At 61.9% G+C, this 24,181-nt stretch carries 23 protein-coding genes and 2 pseudogenes; 11 read left to right on the top strand and 14 right to left on the bottom strand.

The genetic code is table 11. The features are described from left to right. Positions 1 to 30: 30 nt before the first annotated feature. Entirely contained in the window at positions 31 to 819 is a 789-nt protein-coding gene (locus tag AYR47_RS23730) for a helix-turn-helix domain-containing protein (RefSeq protein WP_061437209.1), read from the bottom strand. A gap of 84 nt (positions 820 to 903) precedes the next feature. Between AYR47_RS23730 and AYR47_RS23725 the strand changes: the two genes are divergently transcribed. Both AYR47_RS23725 and AYR47_RS23720 read left to right on the top strand, forming a co-directional pair. Next, positions 904 to 1,209 carry a DUF2834 domain-containing protein gene (locus AYR47_RS23725; protein WP_061437208.1) on the top strand — a complete coding sequence of 102 codons (306 nt, stop codon included), beginning with the start codon at positions 904 to 906 and terminating at the stop codon, positions 1,207 to 1,209. Further along, positions 1,202 to 1,624 carry an MAPEG family protein gene (locus tag AYR47_RS23720; RefSeq protein WP_061437207.1) on the top strand — a complete coding sequence of 141 codons (423 nt, stop codon included), beginning with the start codon at positions 1,202 to 1,204 and terminating at the stop codon, positions 1,622 to 1,624. Before AYR47_RS23725 ends, AYR47_RS23720 begins: the two co-directional genes overlap by 8 nt. Before the next feature lie 95 nt (positions 1,625 to 1,719). Here AYR47_RS23720 and AYR47_RS23715 read toward each other — a convergent pair whose 3' ends face one another. From AYR47_RS23715 to AYR47_RS23705, 3 genes are read right to left on the bottom strand one after another with little or no spacing between them, the layout of a single operon-like run. Beyond that, entirely contained in the window at positions 1,720 to 2,643 is a 924-nt protein-coding gene (locus AYR47_RS23715; RefSeq protein ID WP_033896606.1) for a sugar ABC transporter substrate-binding protein, read from the bottom strand. Between the two features lie 41 nt (positions 2,644 to 2,684). Then, positions 2,685 to 3,818 carry a phytanoyl-CoA dioxygenase family protein gene (locus AYR47_RS23710; protein WP_061437206.1) on the bottom strand — a complete coding sequence of 378 codons (1,134 nt, stop codon included), beginning with the start codon at positions 3,816 to 3,818 and terminating at the stop codon, positions 2,685 to 2,687. Continuing rightward, positions 3,818 to 4,654 carry an SDR family oxidoreductase gene (locus tag AYR47_RS23705; RefSeq protein ID WP_033896604.1) on the bottom strand — a complete coding sequence of 279 codons (837 nt, stop codon included), beginning with the start codon at positions 4,652 to 4,654 and terminating at the stop codon, positions 3,818 to 3,820. Before AYR47_RS23705 ends, AYR47_RS23710 begins: the two co-directional genes overlap by 1 nt. A 125-nt stretch (positions 4,655 to 4,779) precedes the next feature. Between AYR47_RS23705 and AYR47_RS23700 the strand changes: the two are divergent. After that, positions 4,780 to 5,806 (top strand): annotated as a pseudogene (locus AYR47_RS23700) (LacI family DNA-binding transcriptional regulator). 34 nt (positions 5,807 to 5,840) lie between these two features. Then, positions 5,841 to 6,845 (top strand): inositol 2-dehydrogenase, encoded by a 1,005-nt coding sequence (gene iolG / locus AYR47_RS23695; protein WP_061437204.1) that lies wholly within the window; start codon positions 5,841 to 5,843, stop codon positions 6,843 to 6,845. Here the strand turns inward: iolG and AYR47_RS23690 are convergent. Beyond that, complete coding sequence (locus AYR47_RS23690) at positions 6,842 to 8,008, bottom strand: GGDEF domain-containing protein (protein ID WP_061437203.1); 1,167 nt, start codon at positions 8,006 to 8,008, stop codon at positions 6,842 to 6,844. The two genes, iolG and AYR47_RS23690, sit on opposite strands and share 4 nt — an antisense overlap. 109 nt (positions 8,009 to 8,117) lie before the next feature. Then, positions 8,118 to 9,329, bottom strand: a complete 1,212-nt coding sequence (locus tag AYR47_RS23685; protein ID WP_016979981.1) for an MFS transporter — start codon at positions 9,327 to 9,329, stop codon at positions 8,118 to 8,120. A gap of 98 nt (positions 9,330 to 9,427) precedes the next feature. On the opposite strand from AYR47_RS23685, the gene AYR47_RS23680 reads away from it, so the two are divergent. Then, positions 9,428 to 10,249 carry an AraC family transcriptional regulator gene (locus AYR47_RS23680; RefSeq protein WP_033896597.1) on the top strand — a complete coding sequence of 274 codons (822 nt, stop codon included), beginning with the start codon at positions 9,428 to 9,430 and terminating at the stop codon, positions 10,247 to 10,249. Here the strand turns inward: AYR47_RS23680 and AYR47_RS23675 are convergent. Beyond that, a complete protein-coding gene (locus AYR47_RS23675; RefSeq protein WP_061437201.1) occupies positions 10,242 to 10,754 on the bottom strand; it encodes a GAF domain-containing protein in 513 nt (170 codons plus the stop codon). The two genes, AYR47_RS23680 and AYR47_RS23675, sit on opposite strands and share 8 nt — an antisense overlap. Positions 10,755 to 10,806: 52 nt before the next feature. Next, positions 10,807 to 12,309, bottom strand: coding sequence for a glycine betaine/L-proline transporter ProP (gene proP, locus AYR47_RS23670; protein WP_033896594.1), 1,503 nt, complete (start codon positions 12,307 to 12,309; stop codon positions 10,807 to 10,809). 153 nt (positions 12,310 to 12,462) lie between these two features. Between proP and AYR47_RS23665 the strand changes: the two genes are divergently transcribed. Further along, positions 12,463 to 12,993: a GNAT family N-acetyltransferase gene (locus tag AYR47_RS23665; protein ID WP_033896593.1), complete on the top strand. Its 531-nt coding sequence runs from the start codon at positions 12,463 to 12,465 to the stop codon at positions 12,991 to 12,993. A gap of 143 nt (positions 12,994 to 13,136) precedes the next feature. After that, positions 13,137 to 14,540, top strand: coding sequence for an MFS transporter (locus tag AYR47_RS23660; protein ID WP_033896592.1), 1,404 nt, complete (start codon positions 13,137 to 13,139; stop codon positions 14,538 to 14,540). Positions 14,541 to 14,577: 37 nt separating this feature from the next. On the opposite strand, the gene AYR47_RS23655 is transcribed toward AYR47_RS23660, so the two are convergent. The 3 genes from AYR47_RS23655 to AYR47_RS23645 all read right to left on the bottom strand — a co-directional run bounded on the left by AYR47_RS23655 (position 14,578) and on the right by AYR47_RS23645 (position 17,271). Beyond that, positions 14,578 to 15,498, bottom strand: coding sequence for a bifunctional helix-turn-helix transcriptional regulator/GNAT family N-acetyltransferase (locus AYR47_RS23655; protein ID WP_033896590.1), 921 nt, complete (start codon positions 15,496 to 15,498; stop codon positions 14,578 to 14,580). 70 nt (positions 15,499 to 15,568) lie between these two features. After that, complete coding sequence (locus tag AYR47_RS23650) at positions 15,569 to 16,861, bottom strand: PQQ-dependent sugar dehydrogenase (protein ID WP_033896589.1); 1,293 nt, start codon at positions 16,859 to 16,861, stop codon at positions 15,569 to 15,571. Continuing rightward, entirely contained in the window at positions 16,858 to 17,271 is a 414-nt protein-coding gene (locus AYR47_RS23645; protein ID WP_061437199.1) for a DUF2231 domain-containing protein, read from the bottom strand. The genes AYR47_RS23650 and AYR47_RS23645 overlap by 4 nt, the downstream gene beginning before the upstream one ends. Positions 17,272 to 17,443: 172 nt before the next feature. On the opposite strand from AYR47_RS23645, the gene AYR47_RS23640 reads away from it, so the two are divergent. Then, a complete protein-coding gene (locus tag AYR47_RS23640; protein WP_033896587.1) occupies positions 17,444 to 18,472 on the top strand; it encodes a UV damage endonuclease UvsE in 1,029 nt (342 codons plus the stop codon). Positions 18,473 to 18,478: 6 nt separating this feature from the next. Here AYR47_RS23640 and AYR47_RS23635 read toward each other — a convergent pair whose 3' ends face one another. Beyond that, positions 18,479 to 19,429: a SphA family protein gene (locus AYR47_RS23635; protein ID WP_061437197.1), complete on the bottom strand. Its 951-nt coding sequence runs from the start codon at positions 19,427 to 19,429 to the stop codon at positions 18,479 to 18,481. Positions 19,430 to 19,565: 136 nt separating this feature from the next. On the opposite strand from AYR47_RS23635, the gene AYR47_RS23630 reads away from it, so the two are divergent. The 3 genes from AYR47_RS23630 (at position 19,566) to AYR47_RS23620 (ending at position 22,172) form a co-directional block, all read left to right on the top strand. Further along, the gene (locus AYR47_RS23630; RefSeq protein ID WP_033896585.1) at positions 19,566 to 20,342 is read left to right on the top strand and encodes a nucleotidyltransferase domain-containing protein; all 777 of its coding nucleotides are present in this window, start codon (positions 19,566 to 19,568) and stop codon (positions 20,340 to 20,342) included. Positions 20,343 to 20,397: 55 nt separating this feature from the next. Next, positions 20,398 to 21,300, top strand: a complete 903-nt coding sequence (locus AYR47_RS23625; RefSeq protein ID WP_016979969.1) for a LysR family transcriptional regulator — start codon at positions 20,398 to 20,400, stop codon at positions 21,298 to 21,300. A 77-nt stretch (positions 21,301 to 21,377) separates the two neighbouring features. After that, complete coding sequence (locus tag AYR47_RS23620) at positions 21,378 to 22,172, top strand: alpha/beta fold hydrolase (protein ID WP_061437194.1); 795 nt, start codon at positions 21,378 to 21,380, stop codon at positions 22,170 to 22,172. Here AYR47_RS23620 and AYR47_RS33485 read toward each other — a convergent pair. Together AYR47_RS33485 and AYR47_RS33480 are read right to left on the bottom strand one after the other, a co-directional pair. Continuing rightward, a complete protein-coding gene (locus tag AYR47_RS33485) occupies positions 22,162 to 22,866 on the bottom strand; it encodes a methyl-accepting chemotaxis protein (protein WP_420492077.1) in 705 nt (234 codons plus the stop codon). The genes AYR47_RS23620 and AYR47_RS33485 overlap by 11 nt on opposite strands. Positions 22,867 to 23,064: 198 nt before the next feature. Next, positions 23,065 to 24,018, bottom strand: a pseudogene (locus tag AYR47_RS33480) (cache domain-containing protein); the annotation flags it as partial. Positions 24,019 to 24,181: the final 163 nt, after the last annotated feature.

Below are 24,181 nucleotides of genomic sequence, written 5' to 3'. Positions count from 1 at the left end.
GGGTATGGCGGCAGTCTACGGACAGATATTTCACAAAACCAGCGCGGCATACTCCGCATAAGCGCCGCGCATCACCTGCCAGGTGGCCTCGTCCGCAGGAATCAGATGTTCGATCCGCAGGGAGGTGAGGGTAATGTCCTGGGGCATGCCAAACGTGGTGAAGGTGGACAAAAAGCTCAGTTCACCCTGGCGTGAGCGCACGCGGGTCAGTACCAGCGGTGGCATGTGTGTGGGCAGTTCGGTGTTGGCCGGAGTTGGCAGGCTTGCCAGCAGCGCGGCCAGTTCAGGATTGCCCAACGCCTCACGGGTGGCGCGCTGCCAGGCCAGGGTGCGGATCTCCTCGGCATTGCTCAGGTGATCGCCCAGGCCGCCTGGCTGCAGCAGCGTCGTCAGCAAGTTCACGCCCTCAGCCGCATCCGGGCGGATGCCCACCAATTCAAACAGCAGGCCGGTACTGGCATTCGCCGCCAGCACTTCCCACTGGCTGCCCAGCAGGATGGCAGGGGCCGGATTGTTGGCGTGCAGCACATGGCTGACGGCTTCGCGGATTGCCGCCATGGCGGGCGAGGCGAGTGGGGTGGCGGCGTAACGCGGCGCATAGCCGGCGGCGAGGAATACGCGGTTGCACTGCTCCAGCGGTGCCTCCAGCGTGGTCAACAGGTTGTGTAGCGTGCCGGGACTTGGCTTGGCGCGACCGGTCTCGATGCAACTGAGGTGGCGCTGGGAAATGCCGGTGATCAGGGCCAGGTCGAGCTGGCTCAGCTTGGCGTGCCGGCGCAATTGGCGCAGGTGTTCGCCGGCAGTAGCAGGGTTGTCCATGGCGGAATCATGACCTCCGAGGTCATTGCGAGGGGCCGAACCTTATCACTAACGTGGGGCCTCTATCACGCCAAGGAAGAACCCATGAACAGTCGCTTTATCGCCCTGGCCGGTTTGCTCGGATTCTCGCTCTACACCCTGGTAACGATGCTGACGGCCGAGCAGTCGCTGTTGGCCTTTGGCCGCGAATTGATGTCGCGGCCGGACACTGCGCAGGTGGTGATCGACCTGTATTTGATGGCGTTGCTGGCGTGTGTATGGATGTATCGGGATGCGCGGCGGCGCGGACGCTCGATGGTTTCGTTGCTGCCATATTTTGTGCTGACGGCGGTGTTTGTGTCGGTGGGGCCGTTGCTCTATCTGGTGGTGAACGGGGTGCGCGATGAGTGATCTTTTGCACGTTTATGCGCTGTGTGTGCTGGTGCTGTGCCTGAAGATGTTTGCGATTTCCGCTTATCAGGGCGTTTTTCGCCTGAGGCTCAAGGCCTTTACCAACCCGGAGGATGCGCGATTCTTCGACCGTGCGACCCATGGTGAGGAACTGCCGCAGGTCACGAGAGCGGCCAAGGCGTGGAGGAATGACCTGGAAAACATCCCGCTGTTTTTCGTGTTGGGTGGGTTGTGTGTGGCGTTGGAGACCTCCAATGTCGCCACCCGCGGGATGTTTTGCGCTTTTGTGATTGCGCGGGTTTTGCACACGCTGGCGTATTTGGCGAGATGGCAACCCTGGCGCACAGTGGCATACGGAGGAGGGGTTGCTTGTTTGTTCGGCCTGGGCGGGATGTTGATCTGGAGGCTGGCATGAAGCCCTGGATCGGGTCTAGCTCCTGTGGTGAGCGGGCTTGCCCCGCGCGAGGCAAGCTCGCTCACCACATAAACAACGTCTTTGCTTGAATCCAATCAAGGATTGAGGAAGGCCTGGTAGTTCTCCTTGGTGATCTGCTGATAAGGAATCGTCAGCTCAGCCGTGTACGGCTCCTTCTTCACCATCTTCACCGCCAGGTCAATCGAGCCCACCGCCTGGCCTTTATTGTCCTGGTACACCGTCACCAGTAACTGGCCCTTCTTGACCGCGTCCAACCCCGCTGGGCCGCCATCGCTGCCGGCCACCAGGATGTCCTTGCCCGGCTGCATCCCTGCCTGGCTGATTGCCATGGCTGCGCCGATTGCCATTTCATCGGCATTCGCCGCCACCGCGTCGATTTTGCGCCCGGAGACGATCCAGTTGTTCATCAAGTCGATCGCCTTGTTGCGTTGCCACTCGGCGGTCTGCTCCTCGACGATCTTGATGTCGGGATACTCCTTGAGCACGGTCTTCACCCCCAGCGTGCGGTTGTGCGTGGCGTTGTTGGACAGCAGCCCGAGCATGATCGCCAGGTTGCCCTTGCCGCCCATTTTCTCGGCCAGGTAGCGCATCTGGATTTCACCGGCCTTGACCTCATCCGAGCCCACGTAGCCCACGCCCGGTGGCAACTGCTGGGCATCCGGCCGGCGGTTGACGTAGACCAGCGGGGTCTTGGCCTGCTGGGCATTGGCGGTCATTTTTTGTGTGGCTGCCGTGTCCACCGGGTTGACGATAATCGCGTCCATGCCCTGGGCCGTGAAGTTCTGCACCTGATTGAGCTGGCGCACCACATCGCCTTGGGCGTCTTCAAATTGCAGGGTTACGCCGGGGAGTGCCTTGGCGTGGGCGGCCATGTAGTCACGCATTTGCGCGAGGAAGACATCGTCGACCTGGGCGATGCTCACGCCGATACGGATATCGGCCAGCGCCCAGGGGCTGATTGCCAGGGTAAAGAGTGCCGCAAGGAGTTGCTTCTTCATGGTGGTGCTCCGTTCTTCTTGTTGTTGTTAAAACAGAGGGTTCACGCTTGGCGTTTGGCCCGCATCTGCGCCACGGCAGCGGCAAAGTCCGAAAGCGGCCAGCGTTCGTCGAGGGCTTGCTGCATCAACTGCTGCCCGGTTTGCGGGGCCAGGCCCTTCAAAGGTGGGTCGGTGTCCAGGTTAGTGGGGAAGGAATAGCCGTCGGCGGTGCAGGCAATCACCGCCTCCACGGCCTGGGCATCCAGCGCAGTGTTATCGAGCAAGGCCGGGTATACCGCGAGCATCATGCGATCGCGGTCGAGGGCTTCCATGGGTTTGCCGAATGCCGAGGAGATCTGCAGCAGGTTGGCCATGCGCTGGCGGTCCGGCGTGCGGTTGGTGCCGGCGGCATGGAACAGCGCCGGGTTGAAGAACAACAGGTCGCCCTTGTTCAGCGGCAGTTGCACGGCGTGTTGCTGGAAGTAGTCGATGAACTCCGGGCGCCGCCACGCCAGATAGCCCAGGGCGTATTGCTGGGAAAACGGTAGCAGTTGGGTCGGGCCGGTTTCCAGCGGCATGTCCGAGTGCGCCACCGCGCCCTGTAGCGTCAAGTATTGGGACAGCAGGTGCAGGGGCAGGGGAAAGCGCTCCACCACGTCATTGGTCTGGAACCCCAAGTGGTAATCACGGTGGGGCTGCTGCGCCTGGCCGCCGGGATGCACCACGTTGACCTGGGCGGTCACCTGATAGCTCGGGCCCAACCATGCCTCGGCGATCAAGCCCAGCAACGGGTTGGCGTAGTACTCGACAAAGGAGGCGGGCGACTCCAGCGCGGCTTTCTGCAACGAATTCCAGATGCGCCCATTGCTGCCGGCTTTGGCGAAGTGGTCGGCGGCCACCCCTTGCGCGGCCTCGTTGGCGAAAATCGCTTCGAACACCTGGCTGTGGCGGTCCACCACTTCCAGGTCTTCATAAGCCCGGCGCACCACCATCACCCCAGGCCCGTCGCGGAACAGGCGATGCAGTTCGTTCATCGCCGTCAAACGCTCAGCATTGCGCAGGGTCTGGGCCTGATAGATCGGCACATTGCTCAGCACTTGCGCGCACAGCGGGTAATCCTCGGCATTGACCTGTTGCGCGCAAAGTTCGCTGAAATCCGCCAGGCGCACGGCCTGTTCAGTCACGAACACCGACATCACACACCTCCCAGCGCCTGATTGGGCTGCGGGCTGCCGCCGTCGGTGCAACCGACCACGCCTTGTTCCAGGTCGATCACCGAACCGGTCATCATCCCCGACTCGCGGGACAGCAGGAACGCCACGCTGCGCGCCACCTCTTCGGGCTTGAGCAGGCGCCCAAACGGTTGTGCGCGTTCAGCCCTCTCCAGCCAGCCATCCTGGGCGCCGTGGTACTGGCGCTGGATGTCATCTTCATGGGGTGTGTCCATCCAGCCGATATTCAGGCCATTCACGCGGATACGGTTGCGCAGCGCGCTGAACGCCACGTTCTTGGTGAGGATCGCCAGCGCGCCCTTGGACGCCGCATAGGCGCTGAGAAAGGATTGCCCGCCATGCCCGGTGACGCTCTGGATATTCACCACCGCGCCTTCCACACCGTTGCTGATCATCAGCTTCAACGCTTCTTGCATCAGGAAGAACGGTGCCCGCACATTCACCGCCATCAGTCGATCAAACAGCTCCGGCGAGGTGTCAAGAATGGTGCCGCGGTCCGACATGCCAGCGCAGTTCACCAGCCCATGCAAGGTGCCGAAGTGGGTGCGTGCCGCGTCGATGACCGCGCGGCAATCCTCGACCTTCTCAAGGTCCGCCTCGACAAAAAACGCCTGGCAATCCAGCTGTGCCAGCAGCCGTACCTGCTCTTCGCCTTGGGCGCGACGGCGTCCGCAGATGATCAACCCGGTGGCGCCGCGCTCGGCCAGGGTGCGCGCCACCGCTGCGCCAAGGCCCTGGGTGCTGCCGGTGACGACAAAATATTGGCCGCTGAACGATGTGGCGAGATCGGTGTTAGGCATGCAGTTCTCCAGGATTTTTTGTTGTTGTTCATCGCCTGGCTCGACGCCGGGCAAAACTGAGACTAGCATTGCGAAACCTCAGTAACGCCCAAAAAACACCTCAAAAACACCTCAGGCGAAACCCCATGCTCGAACGCGCCAAACACTTCTCCATCAAGCAACTCGCCACCCAGGCAGGAGTGAGCAAAGCCACGGTCGACCGTGTGCTGCATTTGCGCGGCAGCGTGCACGCCCAGACCCGGCGGCGCATCGAGCAGGCGCTGGATGAGTTGGAGTCCCAGGAGAAAAATGGCCTGGCGGTGGGGCGCACCTTTCATGTCGACGTGATCATGCACACGCCCAAGCGCTTCAGCGCGGCCGTGCAGGCGGCGATTACCGCGCAACTGGGTAGCCTGGCGCCGTTCCGGATCGCCCCGCGTTTTCACCTGTTCGAAGAGATCGAGCCCCAGGCCATGCACGACCAATTGCTGCGCTGCCTGGACACCGGCAGCCAGGGCGTGGTGCTCAAGGCGGCGGATGAACCGGCGGTGAACCTGGCGGTCAAGCAGCTGATTGCGGCGGGCATTCCGGTGGTGACCCTGGTCACCGATCTGCCGCAAAGCGAGCGCATCGGCTATGTGGGCATGGACAACCGCACCGCCGGCCCAGACCGCCGCCTACCTGATGGCGCGCTGGCTGCCGGCGCTGCCCCAGGACGTGGCGGTGGTGATCGGCAGCGAATTGTTCCGTGGCGAAGAAGAACGCGAGATGGGCTTTCGCGCCTGGCTGCGTGGGCGTGCTGCGCATTTGCGGGTGCTGGATGTCAGCGGCGGCTACGGGGTGTACGACCGCACCTTCGAGCGGGTGACCCAGGCGCTGCAACAGCATCCCGAATTGAAGGCGGTGTACAGCGTCGGCGGCGGCAATCGCGCGATTGTCGATGCCTTTGCCGCCCAGGGCCGGCCGCTGGAGGTCTTTATCGGCCACGACCTCGACGAAGAAAACCGCCAGTTGCTGCGCGAAGAAAAAGTCGCGGCGATCATCGATCACAACCTGCAGATCGATGCGCGGCACCTGTTCCTGCACATCTTGCAGTACCACCGGCTATGGAAGGCCGGGCCGATTGCGCCCTCCCAGGTGCAGATCGTCACACCGTTCAACCTGCCGGATTAACTACTCCCTCAATAACAACATCAGGAGTTCGACCATGCTGAGAATCGCCGTTCTGGGTGCGGGGCGCATCGCCAAGATCCACGCCGCCAACGTCGCCGCCCACCCCCATGCCACGCTGGTGCTGGTGGCCGACCCCTGGCGCGAAGGCGTCGATGCGCTGAGCACACAACTGGGGTGCGAAGCCGCCTACGATTGCGCCGCCGTGCTGACCCGCAAAGACATCGACGCCGTGGTGATCGGCACGCCTACCGACACGCATATCGACCTGCTCCTGGCGGCGGTGGCCGCAGGCAAGGCGGTGCTCTGCGAAAAACCCATCGACCTGGATATCGCCAAGGCCCGCAACGCCGCCCAAGCCGTGGAGCGCCAAGGCGGCAAGGTGATGCTCGGCTTCAACCGCCGCTTCGACCCCGACATGCTGCGCCTGCGCCAAGCCCTCGACGCCGGGCAGATCGGCGCGGTGCGCCAGGTCATCATCACCAGCCGCGACCCCGGCCTGGCGCCACGTGACTACCTGGCCCACTCCGGCGGCATCCTGCGCGACATGACCATCCACGACTTCGATACCGCCCGCCACCTGCTCGGCGAAGAGCCGGTGGAAGTCAGCGCCATCGCCAGCCGCCTGGTGGACCCGAGCCTGGCCGAGATCGACGATTACGACAGCGTGATGGTGCTGCTGCGCACCGCCTCCGGCAAGCAATGCCACATCAACTGCTGCCGCCAGGCGGTGTACGGCTACGACCAGCGCGTGGAAGTGTCCGGCGCCAACGGCGTGCTGCTCACCGACAACCACCGCCCGAGCACCTTGCGCCATTGGAGCGCCGAACACACCGAGGCGCTGGAGCCGTTGCAGCACTTTTTCCTGGAACGCTATGCGGATGCGTATCGCAATGAGCTGACGCAGTTCATCGATGCACTGAACAGCGGCAAGGCACTGCCCACCAGCGTGCGCGATGGGCTGTATGCGTTGCATTTGGCGGACTGTGCGTTGGAGTCGGTAAAGACCGGGCGCAGTGTGGCGGTCAGTTACGACCTTTAGCCGTAGGAACTGGCGCCGGTCCGGTCGACCAGGCGAATACTGTCGCGCCCGCCACGCTTGGTTTCATACAGCGTGGTATCGCCTTGCTCGATCAACGCTGTGAGGCTTGGTGGCGGCTGGTCGAACAGGTTGGCGCCGATGCTCAGGGTCACCGGCGCCGGGGTGATGAAAGTCTGAGAGGCCAGTTGATGGAACTGGTCGCGCAGGCTGCTGCCCAGTTCAACGATCTGCTCGGTGGACGCCGGGTTCAGCAGGATCACGAATTCATCCCCGCCCAGGCGTGCGGCCAGCGCGCCTTGGGGCACCACACTACGAATCATCTCGCTCAAGGCGATCAGCAAACGGTCGCCGGCGGTGTGGCCGTAGAGGTCGTTGACCGACTTGAAGTTGTCGATGTCGATCAGCAGTAAAGCGCCGGGTTGCGCCGGCGAGACCTGGGCCAGCAGGCGCGGTGCGCGCAGGTCGAGGGCGCGGCGGTTGTACAGGGCTGTCAGTGGGTCGCGGGCAGCGAGGCGGGCGATCTGTTGTTCGCGGCGGTAGCGTTCGGAGCCGGTCATCGACAGTGCGATCAGCATGATCGCCATGGCGCCTTCCACCAGGGAAATCTGGATGATCTCGCCCTTGAACGCGGCAAGGTCGATCAAGGTGCCAGGGATCAGCACCGACAGCGCCTTGGCCACATAGAACGCGCCATGGATCAGCAGCACATAACGCAACTGCACCGCGCCGATGCTCAGGGATTTGCCGTGGGGCCGCAGCAAAAAGCTGGCGCGCAGGGTCGGCAACGCCACCAGCAGCGACTGCACCGCCAGCATGGCTTTGGACCAGGAAGGGTCGGCCGGCAGCATCAGCATGCCCAGCCAGACCACCAGCATCAGCAGCCACAGCAGCGACAGCCGCGTTTGGGTGAACCGCGCCACGCCCAGCAAAAACAGGAAGTGCGCGGTGACCAGCAAGCCGTTGGCGAACCAGATGCCAATCGTCAGGTAACCATTAAGGCGCAGCAGGGCCAGGGTGGAACCGACGGTGATGGTGGCGAAACCGGCGCTCCAGCACAGCAGCGAAGGTTCGCGCACGCTGCGCCATTCAACGGCCAGGTACAGGGCGGCAGCGGCTGCCAGGGCAACGGTGAGTGCCAAAATCGTAGGAGGGTCGAGCGTCATTTCTTGCCGGGTCTGCCTGGTGTGCGTTTAGAACCGGGATTGTAAGCGCACACGCAGGTTTTTCAGAGCATTCATCGTGATGGCACACGGCCAGGCGATGATCGGCAGGTCAGGCGCCCTTGGTCGAGGGCAGCAAGATCGTCAGGATACCCACCAATGGCAGGAACGAACACAGCTTATAGACGTACTCGATACCGTGGGTATCCGCGAGCAAACCGAGCAACGCTGCGCCAATCCCGCTGAACCCGAACATCAGGCCGAAGAAGATCCCGGCGATCATGCCCACGTTTCCCGGCACCAATTCCTGGGCGTACACCACGATGGCCGAGAAGGCCGACGCGATGATGAACCCGATCACCACGCTCAACACTGCCGTCCAGAACAGGTCGACGTAGGGCAGGGCCAGGGTGAACGGCGCGGCACCCAGGATGGAGAACCAGATGACTTTCTTGCGCCCGATCTTGTCGCCGATCGGGCCCCCCGCGAAGGTGCCCACGGCCACGGCGCCGAGGAACAGGAACAGGTACATCTGCGAGCTTGCAACCGACAGCTGGAATTTTTCGATCAGGTAGAACGTGAAGTAGCTGGTCAGGCTGGTCATGTACCAGTATTTGGAGAACACCAGCACGGCCAGCACCACCAAGGCAAAAGTCACGCGGCCTTTGGACAAACCGTGGGTGGCTTTGCCGCCTTGCTTGAGCTTGAACAGGTTGAGGTGATGGCGATACCAGCGGCTCAGACCGTAGAGCACCAAGATGGCGAACACGGCAAACAGCCCAAACCAGGCGATATGGCTCTGACCGTAGGGAATGATGATCGCGGCCGCCAGCAAGGGGCCGAAAGCGCTGCCGGTGTTGCCACCGACCTGGAAGGTCGATTGAGCCAGGCCGTAGCGGCCGCCCGAAGCCAGGCGCGCGACGCGGGAGGTTTCCGGGTGGAAGGTCGACGAGCCGACGCCCACCAGGCCTGCCGCCAGCAGAATCGCCGGGAAGGTGCCGACAAACGCCAGCATCAGAATGCCGATCAAGGTGCAGACCATGCCCGCTGGCAGCAGCCACGGCTTGGGATGGCGGTCGGTGTGATAGCCGATCCACGGCTGCAGCAGGGATGCGGTCAGCTGGAAGGTCAGGGTGATCAGGCCCACCTGGGTGAACGACAGGCCGTAGTTGGCCTTGAGCATCGGATAGATCGACGGCAGCACGGCCTGGATCAGGTCATTGATCAAATGCGCCAGGGCGCAGGCGCCGAGGACGCGCATGACCAAAGGGCTGGCTTGGGGTGTGGTGGTTGCAGCGGCGGGTGACGCGGTGAGGGTCGACATGCAGGCATTCCATACAAGGCAGCTAATCAGAGGCGGCAACTTCTTAAGGTCGCCATCCATTACAAAATGATTCGGCGTTCATGCTAGATTCGTCGGGAATGCCTGTCTCGCGTAATTCGGGCGGCAACTATTGCAAAAAGGGCGAAATGATCAAACCACTGAACGAATTCCTCCAGGAAATCAACGAAGGTGCCTGGGCGGTCATCAGTTCCGCCACGGATTACCCGGAAAACTGGGTGATCCCCGACCACAGCCACGAAAAGCACCAACTGCTCTACGCCATCGAAGGCGTGATGGTGGTGTACTCGGCGCTCAACCAATGGACGGTGCCGCCCAATCGCGGGATCTGGATGCCTGCCGGGCAGGTGCATTCCCTGCGGTGCGTGGGTACGTTGAAGATGCGCAGCGTGTTTGTGCGCCCGGATCGCTTCCCGAACATGCCAGGCGAACCGAAAACGGTGAGTATCTCGCCGCTGCTGAGCGAGCTGATCAAGGCGTCGGTGAGCTTGAAACCGCCGTATGCCGAGGATTCACGGGATGCGCGGATCATGCACCTGATCCTCGACGAACTGGCCATCCTACCGGCCCTGCCATTGTCCTTGCCGCAACCTTCCGACCCGCGCTTGCAGCGCATCTGCCTCGCGTTGCAGGAAGAGCCCGGCGACGCCTCCACGGTCGCCCACTGGAGCGAGCGTTTGAACCTGGACCAGAAAACCATCCAGCGCCTGTTCCGCAAGGAAACCGGCATGACCTTCGGCCAGTGGCGTCAGCAGGCGCGGCTGCTGCTGGCCTTGGAGAGGATTGCGGTGGGGGAGAAGGTGATCGATATCGCCCTGGAGCTGGGCTATGAAAGCCCGAGCGCCTTTACCAGCATGTTCAAGAAACAGTTCGGCAAGACGCCGAGTCATTTCTTCAGGTAGGGCTACTGATCGTGGGTGTCAGGTTGGCGTAGAAAATACAGCCGATCAGCCGTGCGAACAGGCTGAGGGTTTCCGGCAGGTTGGGGTCGTCAAACAGCATGGCGCGCGAGTCCAGCGCGCACAGCGCACCGTACAAACGGCCGTCGGGCAGGAAGATTGGCGCACCGGCGTAGCTTTCGATCTCGTATTGCTTGACCACCGGGCGCGTGGCAAAACGGCCGCTCTTGCTGATCTCGGGGATGAAGAGCGCCTGGGGATTGATGCAGAACTCGCTGCACAGCGTGGTTTCCAGGTCGAGTACATCGTGGACGTTGATGCCCATTTGCAGCGGGTCGTAAACCGAGCACACCACCCATTCCAGGTCGGTGAACTTGGCGATACCGGCGAAGCGCATCCCGGTCAGTCGCGTGATCAGGTGCAGGATGCTGGTGGTGGCTTCGATTTCGGCGATGGCGGCGCGTTCATCTGCGCTGAGTAACGAGGCTGCGGTAACGCTTGGAACCATACGTGAACACTCCTATGGCGTGGCGGCCTCGGCCGCCACGCAGGGTCAGGGCTTAGTTGATACGGGGATGCTGCTCGACCAGGTTTTTGCGCTTGGCTTCCAGTTCGGCAATTTCGGCATCGATGTCTTCGATCTTCTGCTCGATATTGTCGTGGTGTTCCTGCAGCAATTCCTTGGCTTCTTCCATGTCCGAAGCGGCCGGCGCTGCGCCGCGCAGTGGCTTGTTGGCGGTTTCCTTCATAGTCAGGCCGGTGATCAGGCCGACCACGGCAAACACCATCAGGTAGTAGGCGGGCATGTACAGGTCGTTGGTGCTTTCTACCAGCCAGGCCACGGCGGTCGGGGTTACGCCGGCGATCAGCACCGACACGTTGAACGCACTGGCCAACGCGCTGTAGCGCAGGTGCGTCGGGAACATGGCGGGCAATGTCGAAGCCATCACGCCGATGAAGAAATTGAGGATCACGGCGAGGATCAGCAAGCCCGCGAAGATCAGGCCGATCTTGCCGCTGGTGATCAACATGAACGCCGGGATGGACAGGAACAGCAGGCCGATACTGCCAGCGATGATGAACGGCTTACGGCCGATCTTATCGCTGATAAAACCAATGAACGGCTGCACGAACAGCATGCCGACCATGATCGCGATGATGATCAGCACGCCGCTGTTTTCTTTGTAGTGCAGGTTGTGCGACAGGTAGCTCGGCATGTAGGTGAGCAGCATGTAGTAGGTCACGTTGGTCGCCGCCACGATGCCGATGCAGGTCAGCAGGCTGCGCCAGTGCTTGGTCGCCACTTCCTTGAACGAGACTTTCGGGCCGTGGGTCAGGCCTTCGCGGTCGCCTTGCTCCATTTTGTCCATGTGCTGCTGGAAGGCTGGGGTTTCCTCCAACGCATGACGCAGGTACAGGCCGATAATGCCCAAGGGCAGGGCGAGGAAGAACGGCAGGCGCCAGCCCCATGACTCAAAGTCGGCTTCGCCCAAAATGCTTGAGATCAGCACCACCACGCCCGCACCCAGTACGAAGCCGGCGATGGAACCGAAGTCCAGCCAACTGCCGAGGAAGCCGCGCTTGCGGTCCGGGGCGTATTCGGCGACGAAGATCGACGCGCCGGTGTATTCGCCACCCACCGAGAAACCCTGGGCCATTTTGCACAGCAACAGCAAAATCGGCGCCCAGATGCCAATAGAGGCATAGGACGGGATCAGGCCGATGGCAAAGGTGCTCAAGGACATGATCACGATGGTGGCGGCGAGGACCTTTTGCCGCCCGTATTTATCGCCCAGTGCGCCGAAGAACAGGCCACCCAGGGGACGGATCAGGAATGGCACCGAGAACGTACCGAGTGCAGCGATCATTTGTACGCTGGGCGAGGCGTCGGGGAAGAACACCTTGCCGAGCACATAGGCGACAAAACCGTAGACGCCAAAGTCGAACCACTCCATGGCATTACCCAGGGCGGCGGCGGTGATTGCCTTGCGCACCTTGGTGTCGTCGACGATGGTGATGTCTTTCAATCCGATGGGCTTGACGCTTTTCTTACGTAATTTCATGCGGGACACTCTAAAGCAGAACAGGGGAGGTGCCATCGTTGCGATGGCACCGCTCTGTCAGTTCAGATACAAGCGGACATGAAATAATTCACCACTATTTGTGTTTTTTTGCAGATGGCTTGAACTTTACAGATTCACAGGGGAGTAATTCGCATGTCCGCCGTCGCCTCACGTTTGACCTACCGCCGACCACACGCGAGTGACGTGCAGCGATTGTTCGCGATCTACGGCGATCCGCAGACCAATCTGTTCAACCCCGCCGGCCCGATGGCCAGCCTGGAGGTTGCGCGACGCCTGCTCGATCACTGGCTTGCACAGTGGGCATCCCAAGGCTACGGCTGGTGGGCGATCGCACGCGTCGAAGCGCCGGATCACATCATCGGCTTTGGTGGCATCGCGCCGATGGACTACCTGACCGACAGGCGCATAAATCTTGGATATCGGTTTGCGGTGGAAGCTTGGGGGCAGGGCTACGCCACCGAGTTGGGCCGGGATGCATTAACGCTGGCCTTCGAAACACTCGGCTTGCCCGAAGTGTTCGGGTTGGTACGGCCGGATCACGCGGCATCCATCCGCGTGCTGGAAAAAATCGGCATGCAGCCTTTCGGTACGCTTGACGATGTGCCGGGTAAGGCACCCAGCCTGATACTACGCGCCCGTCATCCTACAACTCCTTTTGCCTGACATTTCACATACCCGCGCAATACCTCGATAAACGGCAATCTTTCAGATTGACAGCGTTCTGGCGTCCCGATATAAAAGTGACAGTTGTACGACGACATATGACGTTACATATGTCCTACCTAACAAAAATAAAAAGTGATGCCATGAACTTGAACGAGCCCATCAACGCACACCGCGTTGGCCAAGCGGTAGGCAACTATCGTTGGACCATCTGCGCGATGCTGTTTTTCGCGACCACCGTCAACTACCTTGATCGCCAGGTGCTCAGCTTGCTGGCGCCGCAGCTGTCTACGCAATTTGGCTGGAGCAACACCGACTACGCGAACATTGCGGCGGTGTTCCAGTTCGTCTACGCGATCTCCATGTTGTTTGCCGGGCGCTTTGTCGACAAGATCGGCACCAAGGCGGCCTATGTAGTGGCGATTGGCATCTGGTCCACAGGCGCCATCATGCATGCGTTCTCGGTGCCGATGGGCGAGGGCATCGCGGCCATCAGCGGGGCGATTGGCCTGGCGGTGATCCCGGTGTCGATTGCCGGCTTCATGCTGTCGCGGGCGGTACTGGCGATTGGCGAGGCGGGTAACTTCCCGATTGCGATCAAGGCCACCGCCGAGTACTTCCCGAAGAAAGAGCGCTCGCTGGCCACCGGTATCTTCAACTCCGGCGCCAACGTCGGTGCAATCCTGGCACCGATCTGCGTGCCGTTGATTGCCGGTTTGTGGGGGTGGGAAGCGGCGTTTATCGTGATTGGCGGGTTGGGTTTCGTGTGGGTGGCGGTGTGGATCGCGCTCTATAAGAAACCGGATGAGCAAAAACGCCTGTCGCCTGAAGAACTGGCGTATATCCGCAGCGACCAGACCGTGCAGCCCTTCACCCCGGCACCGGCCGGCGCCGTGGAGAAAAAAGTTTCGTGGTTCAAGCTGCTCACGTATCGCCAGACCTGGGCGTTTGCCTTTGGCAAGTTCATGACTGACGGTGTGTGGTGGTTCTTCCTGTTCTGGCTGCCCACCTACCTGTCGGCGCAATACGGCATGAAAGGCGCCGATATCGTCATGCCGCTGGCGGTGCTGTACAGCATGACTATGGTTGGCAGTATCGGCGGCGGCTGGTTCCCCAGCTACTTCATGGCACGCGGCGATGCGCCCTACGATGGCCGCATGAAAGCGATGCTGGTGATCGCGCTGTTCCCGCTGGTGGTGTTGCTGGCGCAGCCATTGGGCTATATCAGCTTCTGGGTGCCGGTATTGCTGATCGGCGTGGGCGCCTCGGCGCACCAGGCGTGGTCATGCAACATCTTCACCACCGTGTCGGACATGTTCCCGCAGAAAACCGTGGCCTCGGTGGTCGGTATCGGCGGCATGGCCGGCGGCCTGGGTGGCGTGGTCATGACCAAGATCGGCGGCTGGGTGTTCGACTACTACAAGTCCGTCGGCGACATCCACACCGGCTACATGATCATGTTCGCCATCTGCGCGCTGGCCTACCTGGTGGCCTGGAGTGTGATGAAGACGCTGGTGCCGCGTCACAAGGAAATCACCGACCTGTAAGGTCCAACGTCCCGCGCCGCAACGGCGCGGGACCGCTTCACAGCGTGAGCGCCCAGGTCTGGCTGACCAGGGATTTGCCAAAGCTGTCTATCGTTTCTTCCTCGATCAACTCGAACCCGGCTTTCTGATAAAGCCTGCGCGCATCGCTGAGGATGTCCACTGTCCACAGCTGCATGCGTTGGTAGCCGACCTGCCGGGCAAAACGTACGCACTCATCCACCAGCCGTTGGCCGATGCCCATGCCGCGCGCACTGGCGTCCACGTAGAGCATGCGCAGCTGGGCCGTGGTGTCGCCGTGGCGGATCACGAACACCGAGCCCACCACGTCGCCGTCCTTTTCTGCGATCCAGCAACGCTCGCAGGTTGGATCAAACGCTCTCAAGTACTTGGCGACCGTCTCCGCCACCAGCGCTTCGAACTCCCAGTTCCAGCCATACTCACGGGCATACAACGCGGTTTGTTGTTGCACCACCACACCCATGTCGCCCGGCTGTGGGTCGCGCAGCAGATAGCTGGGCGCCGTGCCTTGCAGCAGGGCCTGGATGCGTTTCATGGCGTCGGTGAGTTGCCGCTGTTGGGGTTCCGGCAGGCTGTCGAGCAGGGCGATGACTTCGCTTTGGGTCTGCTGTTCCAGGGGCGCCAGCACTGCACGGCCATGGTCGGTGAGGTGTAGTTGCACCGCGCGGGCGTCGGTGGCGGAGCGGACTTTCTGGATCAGGCCCTTCTTTTCGAAACCACTGGTCAATCGGCTCAGGTAGCCCGCGTCGAGGCTGAGCATCTGGCACAGGTCGGCGCTGGTGAGATCACCACGGGTAGACAACTCGTACATCACGCGGATTTCGGTGAGCGAATAGTCGCTTTGCAGCAGGTGTTCCTGCAGCACGCCGATCTGGTGGGTGTAGAAGCGATTGAAGCCGCGCACGATGCCGGCGCGTTCGACAAGCAGGGGAGTGGACATGCGGGAATGCTCGAATGGTTGCCTGAAGCAATTATATTGTTGCTTCAGGCAACCATGTCAAACATTTTGCTTAGCGGTTACGCGTCACCCGCCAAAGGGTATTGGCCAAGTCATCGGCAATGATCAGCGCACCTTTGGGGTCCACCGTCACGCCGACCGGGCGCCCACGGGTCTTGCCGTCGTCACCCCGAAAGCCGGTGGCAAAGTCGATCGGCTCACCGGACGGCTTGCCATTGCTGAACGGCACGAAGATCACCTTGTAGCCCACCGGGTTGTCGCGGTTCCAACTGCCGTGCTCACCGACGAATACGCCATCAGCGAATTGCTCGCCCATTTCCGGGATGGAGAAGTCCACGCCGAGCGCTGCCACATGGGAGCCCAGGCTGTAATCCGGCTTGATCGCGGCGGCGACCTTGGCCGGGTTCTGCGGTTGGGCGCGCGGGTCGACATTCTGGCCCCAGTAGCTGTAGGGCCAGCCGTAGAAAGCGCCTTCACGCACCGAGGTCAGGTAGTCCGGCACCAGGTCGGGGCCCAGTTCGTCGCGTTCGTTGACCACGGTCCACAGTTGGCCGGTGTCCGGTTGGATCGTCAGCGCCGTCGGGTTACGCAGGCCTGTGGCATACGGCTTGTGCGCGCCGGTGGCGGCGTCGATCTGCCAGACCATCGCGCGGTCGATCTCCACTTCCATGCCCCGTTCGGTAACGTTGCTGTTGGAGCCGATACCCACGTAAAGCTGGCTGCCGTCGGCACTCACCGCCAGGGACTTGGTCCAGTGGTGATTGATCTGCGCCGGCAGGTCGGTGACCTTGGTGGGCGGGCCAGCGGCTTTGGTCTGGCCGTCGGCGTAGTCGAAACTCACCAGCGCATCCTGGTTGGCCACGTAGAGCTTGCCGTTGGCAAACGCCAGGCCGTACGGCGCGTTGAGGTTGTCGGCGAACACCGTCTTGAGTTCATAGGTGCCGTCGCCGTCGGCGTCACGCAGCAAGGTCAGGCGGTTGCCGCCCTTGACCTTGGTATTGCCCTCGGCCTTGATCAGGCTGGCGATCACATCCTTGGGTTTGAGCTTGGCCGCGCTGCCGCCACGGCCTTCGGCGACGAGGATGTCACCGTTGGGCAGCACCAGGGTCTGACGCGGGATCGCGAGGTCAGTGGCAATCGCCGTGACGCTGTAGCCTTGCGGCACCTTGGGTTTCTGATCGCCCCAGGGTGCGGGCTCGGCAATCTTCATGCTCGGCAACAGGCTGCTTTGTTGCTCCGGCAGTTTGGGGTCGGGGCCACGGGCCTGGGTCTTGTCGCCTTCACCGCCGCAGGCGGTGAGCAGCAGGGCGGCGCTCAATAGCGTCAATGTGCTGGACGTTTTCATTTAACACCTCCCGCGCGCAGGCCGGTCCAAGTGGCCGCCAGTGTCAGCAGCAAGACAATCGCCGACAAGATCAGGCCGCCGGGCATCGACGCGTAGGCGTCCTTGGCGTGTTGGAAGGCATTGACCAGGCCGAGTATCCAGGTGGCCAACAGCAGCAGGACATAACGCGTGGGTTGCCCGGCCTTGCGCTCAGCACGGAGCAGGTTGACCAACGCAAACAAAAACGCGAAGCCGGCGAATACCAGCGCGCCGGCAATCAGCCAGGCCGAGAAGTTGGCCCATTGAATCTGGTAGGTCTGGGTGTAGGCAATGTCGCTGAGCAAGGCACCAAGAAACAACGGCACGGTGCCGGCGAGCAAGGTCGCATGCAGCGGCCCTGGGCCGAATCGGTAGGCGGGAAGGGTAGTCATGGGGTGGCGGCTCCTTGTTGTATAACGCCCCTGGACGGGACAGCGCATAGGAAGTGAACGCGTCGCGTGTGAGAAAGTTCAGCGTGAAACGTTTCGAAATAGTGGGAACCCTCTAGGGTCGCCCCGGCCTAACGCCGTATCATCCCGTCCTTTTCTCTCCCCAGGCGCCTCCATGACTCAACCTCGCATCGGCTTTGCGTGCCAGTACAAACATCCCGAGCGCCTGCTCTCCGCCAGTGCGTTGAAGCTGATTGAGGGCCCGTTTAACCCACGCACCACCACGTTGCGCTGGATGGACAGCGTCACCCCGCAAGTGGCCCGCGACAAGCTGGTGGAAGTGGTTACGCATAACCTGGCCGCCCAGTTGCGCCTGTTGGCGTATGTGGCCGAGTTACCGCCGACCCTGCGCATGTTGCGTCTGAGCAGTGACCTGCTGCCGTTCTACAGCCACCCGAAAGTCGCTGCCGTGTACCAAGACCCGGCGATCGAGCGCCAATTGGTAGAGGGCTTCGCCGCCATCGGCGAGTTGGCGCGAGCGTCGGATATCCGCCTGTCCTTCCACCCCGGCCAATACTGCGTGCTCGGGTCGGAAAATCCCGGCGTGGTGGAAAACAGCCTGGCCGAGTTCGAATACCACGCCGACATGATCCGCATGATGGGCTACGGCCGTCGCTTCCAGGACCTCAAGTGCAACGTGCACATCGCCGGCCGCCTTGGCGTGGAAGGTACCCGCGCGGTGTGGTCGCGCCTGTCAGAGGTGGCGCGCAACTGCATCACGTTTGAGAACGACGAGAAAACCTACGGCCTCGACCATTGCCTGCAAGTCGCTGACCTGGCGCCAGTGGTGTTGGACATCCATCACTGCTGGATCAACGAAAACGACTATATCGACCCCCACTCGGAACGCGTTGCCCGCGTGATTGAAAGCTGGCGCGGCGTGCGTCCGACTATGCATTACTCCCAGCCCCAGGAGAGCTTGCAGGAGCTGGGTTTCGACGCCGAGCACAAGCTTGAAATGGATGCGTTGTTGCAGGTGGTGTCCAAGCGCGACCTTTATGCCCACAGCGCCCAGATGTGGAACCGCTGGACCAACGACTACGCACTGCAGTTTCTCGACCGCTTCGACATCATGCTTGAAGCCAAGGACAAGAACGTCGCCAGCCTGGCGTTCTATGAACACTGGAAGCGGCACAGTGCCTGAATCGCGTCAGCCTTTGCCGGCCAGCGGAATGACCAGGGACAGCCACATGTTCCAGCCGTCCGGGCGGTTCTTGGCGTCGAATTCGTAGTAGCCCTTGATATTGGCGTACCACAGCTCATCACCCACCTTGAAGAAGTGCCCGGCCTGGGGCCCGATCCCGGCCACGCGCGACTTGAAATCCCCCAGCACCGCGCCGCTGCCACTGTCGCCGGTCACCTGGCGGAAGTAATAACCCACCAGTCCGGCGTGGGTCTGCGCGGTGAAGAAGTGCGAGGCGCTGAGGTCGATGTGTGCATCGATGCCGTTCTGGTAGTGGGTGTCGCGGTTTTCCCAGTTGTAGGTCACACCCGCCACGGCGGAGAACTCGTTGGTCTTGTCAAAAAACGTGTAGCCGCCGCCCGCATCCAGGGCGGCATGGCCCAGGCCGATATTGACCAGGCGATCCGGGTCATAGGCGCCCACGGGTAGGTTGCCCATGGAATAAGCCATGAAGTTGTGCACGCCGTGGTTCCACTTCAGGGTGCCGAGCAGATACAGATCGCTGGCACCTTTGAGGGCATCGTGGGTACCGCCGGAAAACGAGCGCCCGCGTGGGCCGGTCACGGTGGCATCGACACTCGCCTCGGAACGCCCCACGGCCGCCACCGCCGAAATCGCCGCCTGGGCACCGCCCAATACCGGCGTGGCGAAGGTGTAGGTCGGGCTGGCAAACAACAGGTCGGCCTTGGCATCCAGCCCCACCACCGTGCGCCCGCCGCGCGGGGTGGCTGAGTGCCGACCGTCGCTGGCATTCACATGGTAGTAAACCAGCGGCAGGCTCCAGCCCGGCGTGGTCGGCGCAGCGGCGAGGGCACCGAACTGGCCGGGCAGCCAGAAGCTGATACCGCCGTCGTCGGCCTGCGCCATCGCGATGGGCAGCAGGGTGAGCAGGCTTAAAACGCGGGTCGTTGGGTTCATAGGACTTCCTATCCAATTGGCCATACTGTGCGTGCTGTCAGGGGCCGCTTGAGCATAGTCCAAGGATTGAAGGTCGTTGCGCCGTCAGCCCCTTGCCCGTCATGCTTGCCGGTCTGACTCAAGGAAACAGTGCCCCGTGAATTCATCGCAACCTACTGGTGTTGACGCCCAAGGATTTGTACTGGCCGTGACCGATTTGCCCCTGCAGCCTGAGTTCCAGCCGTTGCTCAGCGATGTTTGCGCCACCCTTTCACCGGCGCAGTGGGGCCTGGACGGCATTTATGTGTATGGCAGTGTCGCCAGGGCGGAGGCCATTTCCGGTGAATCCGATCTGGATCTCACGTTGATATTTCGTGAACCGCCTCAACCCGAATTGCTTGAACAGCTGGAGCTGACGCGCCTGTCCCTGGAGCAGCGGCATCCGGAAATCACGAAGATCGACTTCGATATCGGTCATTGCGCGCAGGTGCTGTCACCCGAGAACAAAGACCGCTGGGGGTTCTGGCTCAAACACCATTGCCGTGGTGTGTGGGGCAATGATCTTTCGGCGTGTTTCGATGCGTTCCGCCCATCCCGTGAGATTGCCTGGGCGCTGAACGGTGACTTTGAAGCGGTGCTCAAGGGCTATCTCTTGCGCATCGACCAGGCCCGGACTGACGAAGCGCGGCTGCGTTTGCAGCGTGAAGCATCGCGCAAGCTGGTGCGCTCAACGCAGCTGTTTTGCCCGGTCCAGGCTTTGATGTGGCCGCACTCGCTTGAGGACCACGTCAAGCTGTTCCTCCAGCATTACCCGGCGATGGTTGCCCAACTCGCGTTCTTTTTGTTCGAGGCACGCAACCCCAGCGCGGAGGGCGAGAAATTCTCCGTTCGACTTCACGCCTTTCTCGACTGGATGGTTTCCCAACAAAAATAGATAGGTATATTGGCGCTAAACTGCTGATTGCATACGCCAAGCCTATGGAAACGCCATGATCAACTTCCGCCTCATCCGCCACCTCTGGCTGTTCCTCGCCGTCGCCGAAGAACAGAACTTCGGCCGCGCCGCCAAGCGCCTGGGCATGTCGCAGCCGCCGTTGAGCGAGCAGATCCAGGTACTGGAACAAGCGCTCAAGGTCCAGCTGTTCGAACGCTCCCGGCGGGGCGCCAAGTTGACCCCGGTAGGCGCGGCGATCCTGCCGGCAGTGCGCAAGTTCGCCGAGCAGCTTGAGCGCCTGGAACTGGCGGTGGAAGAGGCGGTAGCGGGGCAGTCGGGCATGCTGACCATCGGCGCGATTTCAACGGCAATGTTTGATGTGTTGCCAGGCCTGATCGATCAACTCAAGCAGCAATACCCGCACCTCACCGTGTCGGTGCGCGAGATCGACAGCGTCGAGGCGCTGCCGGCGCTGGAAGCCGGGGATATCGATCTGGCCTTCGCCCGGCTGGACGGTGACCTGGGCCCGGCGATCCAGTCGTTGCCGGTGCGCGAAGATCGCTTGATGGTGGCGTTGCCCAGCGATCATCCGTTGGCTGCACGTTCGCGCATCAGCCTGTCGAGCCTGGCCAGCGAGCCGCTGGTGATGTTTTCGCGCAAGGTCAGCCCGGTGTATTTCGACAACCTGATCGCCACCTGCCGCGCCAGCGGGTTCTCGCCACGGGTGCTGCATGAAGTGCGCTCGGTGGCCTCGCAGATTGCATTCGTCAGCTGCGGCCAAGGCATTGCGCTGGTGCCAGCGTCGCTGAAGAAGCTCGCGCCGGACAACGTGGTGCTACGGCCGCTGACCCAGAAACTCAATGTGGTTACCACGGCGGTGGCCTGGAACAGCGAGCGGCCTAATCCCTTGGTGACCGAGTTGGTCGCGCAGTTCCAGGCTCATACGATTGGCGTATGACAACCTTCCGCTATCGGTCATTTACACCGCGCGGCTAACCGCTGAAATTGGCACCTTTTCGGCCAAGGAACTCTTGCATGTCGTTCGTTCATTTCTTCATTCCACTGACCCTAGACGGTACCGCTGTGGAGATAGCGGCGATCCACCGCGACGGCGAGCGGGCGCCCATCCTGTTCCTGCACGGGTTCGGCTCGACCAAGGAGGACTACGCCGACATCGTCCTGCACCCGGCGTTCGACGGGCATGCCTTTATCGCCTACGACGCGCCCGGCTGCGGTGAGAGCCAATGTGCCGACCTGGCGACCATCAACATCCCGTTCCTGCTGGAAACCGCCTTGCAGGTGCTGGCGCAGTTCAAGGTCGAACGCTTCCACCTGGTCGGCCACTCCATGGGCGGCCTGACTGCCTTGATGCTGGCCCATCGTTTTCCGGAGCGCGTGCTGAGCTTTACCGACATTGAAGGCAATATCGCCCCCGAAGACTGCTTTCTCAGCCGCCAGATCGTGGATTTCCCGGCAGAGGATCCCGAGGCGTTTTTCAGCGCCTTCATCGCGCGCACTCGCCAGGCACCCGCGTATGCCAGCGCGCTTTACTCGGCAAGCCTGCGCCACAAGGTGCGTGCCGGTGCCGTGCGCGGGATCTTCCAATCGATGGTCGAACTCTCCGACAACGCCGACCTGATGGGCAAGTTCCTCGGGCTGCCGTGCCCCAAGATGTTCATGTACGGCGAGCAGAATGCCGGGCTGTCCTACCTGGCGCATATCCAGGCCAACGGCGTGCGCCTGGCGCCGATTGCCCAGTGTGGGCATTTCCCGATGTATTCCAACCCGGTCGCGATGTGGCAGGCAATCGCTGACTTCCTCAGGACTTGAACCGCCCCACCAATCCATTCAACTCATCCGACAGGTTTGACAGCCGCCCCGAATCGTCCTGCGCCGAGTTGGCCAGGCTTTCCACCAGGCGCGCTTCGTCGTAGATCTGTTGGATATGCCGGTTGATCTCTTCGGCCACGCTGTGTTGTTCCTCGGCGGCGGCGGAGATCTGCAGGTTCTGGTCACGGATCTCGTTGACCGAGGTCTGGATCCCTTCAAAGCTGTCCCGCGCGCTTTCGATGGACGACACACTGGCTTTCGACAGGTCGAGGCAACTGCCCATTTTCTGCGTGACTTCCTGAGTCTTGTTTTCCAGGGTGCCGAGCAGCTGCTCGATCTCGCCAGTGGAGTCGGACGTGCGCTTGGCCAGTGCGCGCACTTCGTCGGCCACCACCGCAAAACCACGGCCCTGGTCACCGGCACGGGCGGCTTCGATGGCGGCGTTGAGTGCCAGCAGGTTGGTTTGCTCGGCAATCGCGCGGATGGTGCCAAGGATCTGGTTGATACTGCGGCTACCGGCTTCCAGTTCGACCATGGCCTGGGATGACTCGGTCAGGCGGCGCCCCAGGCGGTTGACGTTGTCGGTGGTGACTTCGATCTGCTGCTTGCCCTCGGCCACGCGGCGGTGCCCGTTCTCGGCGGACTCCGCCGCGCCGCTGCAGGAGCGTGCGACTTCGTTGGCGGTGGCGACCATTTCGTTGAACGCCGTAGAGACCAGCTCGACCGCCTCACGCTGGCGTCCGGCCGCCTCGTTCATGTTGTGCGCCACCTCGCTGTTGACCTTGGAGGCGTTCTGCAAGTTGGCCGAGGCTGCGCCGATGTGCTGGATCAGTTGGCGGATCGCCGCCAGGAACTTGTTGAACCAGCCGGCCAGTTCGGCGGTTTCATCCTTACCCTGGACCTGCAATTCGTGGCGCAAGTCGCCTTCGCCCTGGGCGATGGACTGCAAGCCGGTGCTGACCTGGCCGATAGGCTTGACGATGACCTTGGAAAACGCCGCCGCGATCAGCCCGAAGATCAGCACCAGCACCGCGACGATGATGGCGGTGAGGTAGGTCATGCGCGTGGCTTCGGCCATCACCTCACGGTGTTCGATCAGCCCGATATAGCGCCAGCCGAGGCCGGGGGAGGTCCACACGTTCGCCATATAGCGCACGCCGTCGATCACCACTTCAGTGGAGCCCTGTGCGGTGTCGGCCAACGGCGCATAGGCTGTGCCCAGGTCCTTGAGCGGCTTGAAGTTGTGGGCGGCGTTGCGCGGATCCACCAGCACCACGCCGTCCTCGACCAGCATCACGTAACCGCTTTCACCCAGCTTGATGCTCTTGACCAGTTCGGTGAGGTTTTTCAGCGAGACGCTGACCACGAACACGCCCTTGGCCTTGCCGTTTTCCAGCAATGCGCGTGCGGTGCCCACCAGGGCGACGTCGTCTTTGTCGTAGTAATACGCGGGGGTGCGCACGGTCTTGCCGGGGCTGGCCATGGCCGCTTTGTACCAGGGGCGGGTGCGCGGGTCGTACTTGGCCAGTTGCGGGTCATCCGGCCATTTGGCGTAGGTGCCGTCTTCCAGGCCGATGGACAGGATCGCCGCCGCTGGGTGGGTGGCGCCAAAGCGCGCGAAGCGGTCGATCACTGCTTGCGCCTCGGCGGGCATGGGCTGGCTGGCGGCGTCGGCAGGCTGGTAGTTCTTCAGCGTGTTCACGGAGGTGTATACAGGATCAGTAGCCATTTGATCGACGTTTTGCAGCGTGCCGTCGAAGAACTGGCGGATGTTGCCATCAATCTGACGGATTTCCCGGGTGCTGCCGTCGATGAACTGCTCCACCGCCTGGGTCCGCGTGTTCATGACCGAAATCAAGGCCACCAGGCTTACCGGGATAAAAGCAACGGAGACAAATGCGAGTACCAGCTTATTTTTTATTTTCATCGAGACGACCATCAGCGTGAAGGGCGGCCAAATCGTCGTGCACCTCGATCAGGATTGCGGCGATTTGCTATCACCGCTGTTT

The sequence above is a fragment of the Pseudomonas azotoformans genome, assembly GCF_001579805.1.
Taxonomy (GTDB): domain Bacteria; phylum Pseudomonadota; class Gammaproteobacteria; order Pseudomonadales; family Pseudomonadaceae; genus Aquipseudomonas; species Aquipseudomonas azotoformans_A.
The sequence above is the reverse complement of the archived record's forward strand: the minus strand, read 5'-3'. Positions and strand labels throughout refer to the sequence as shown.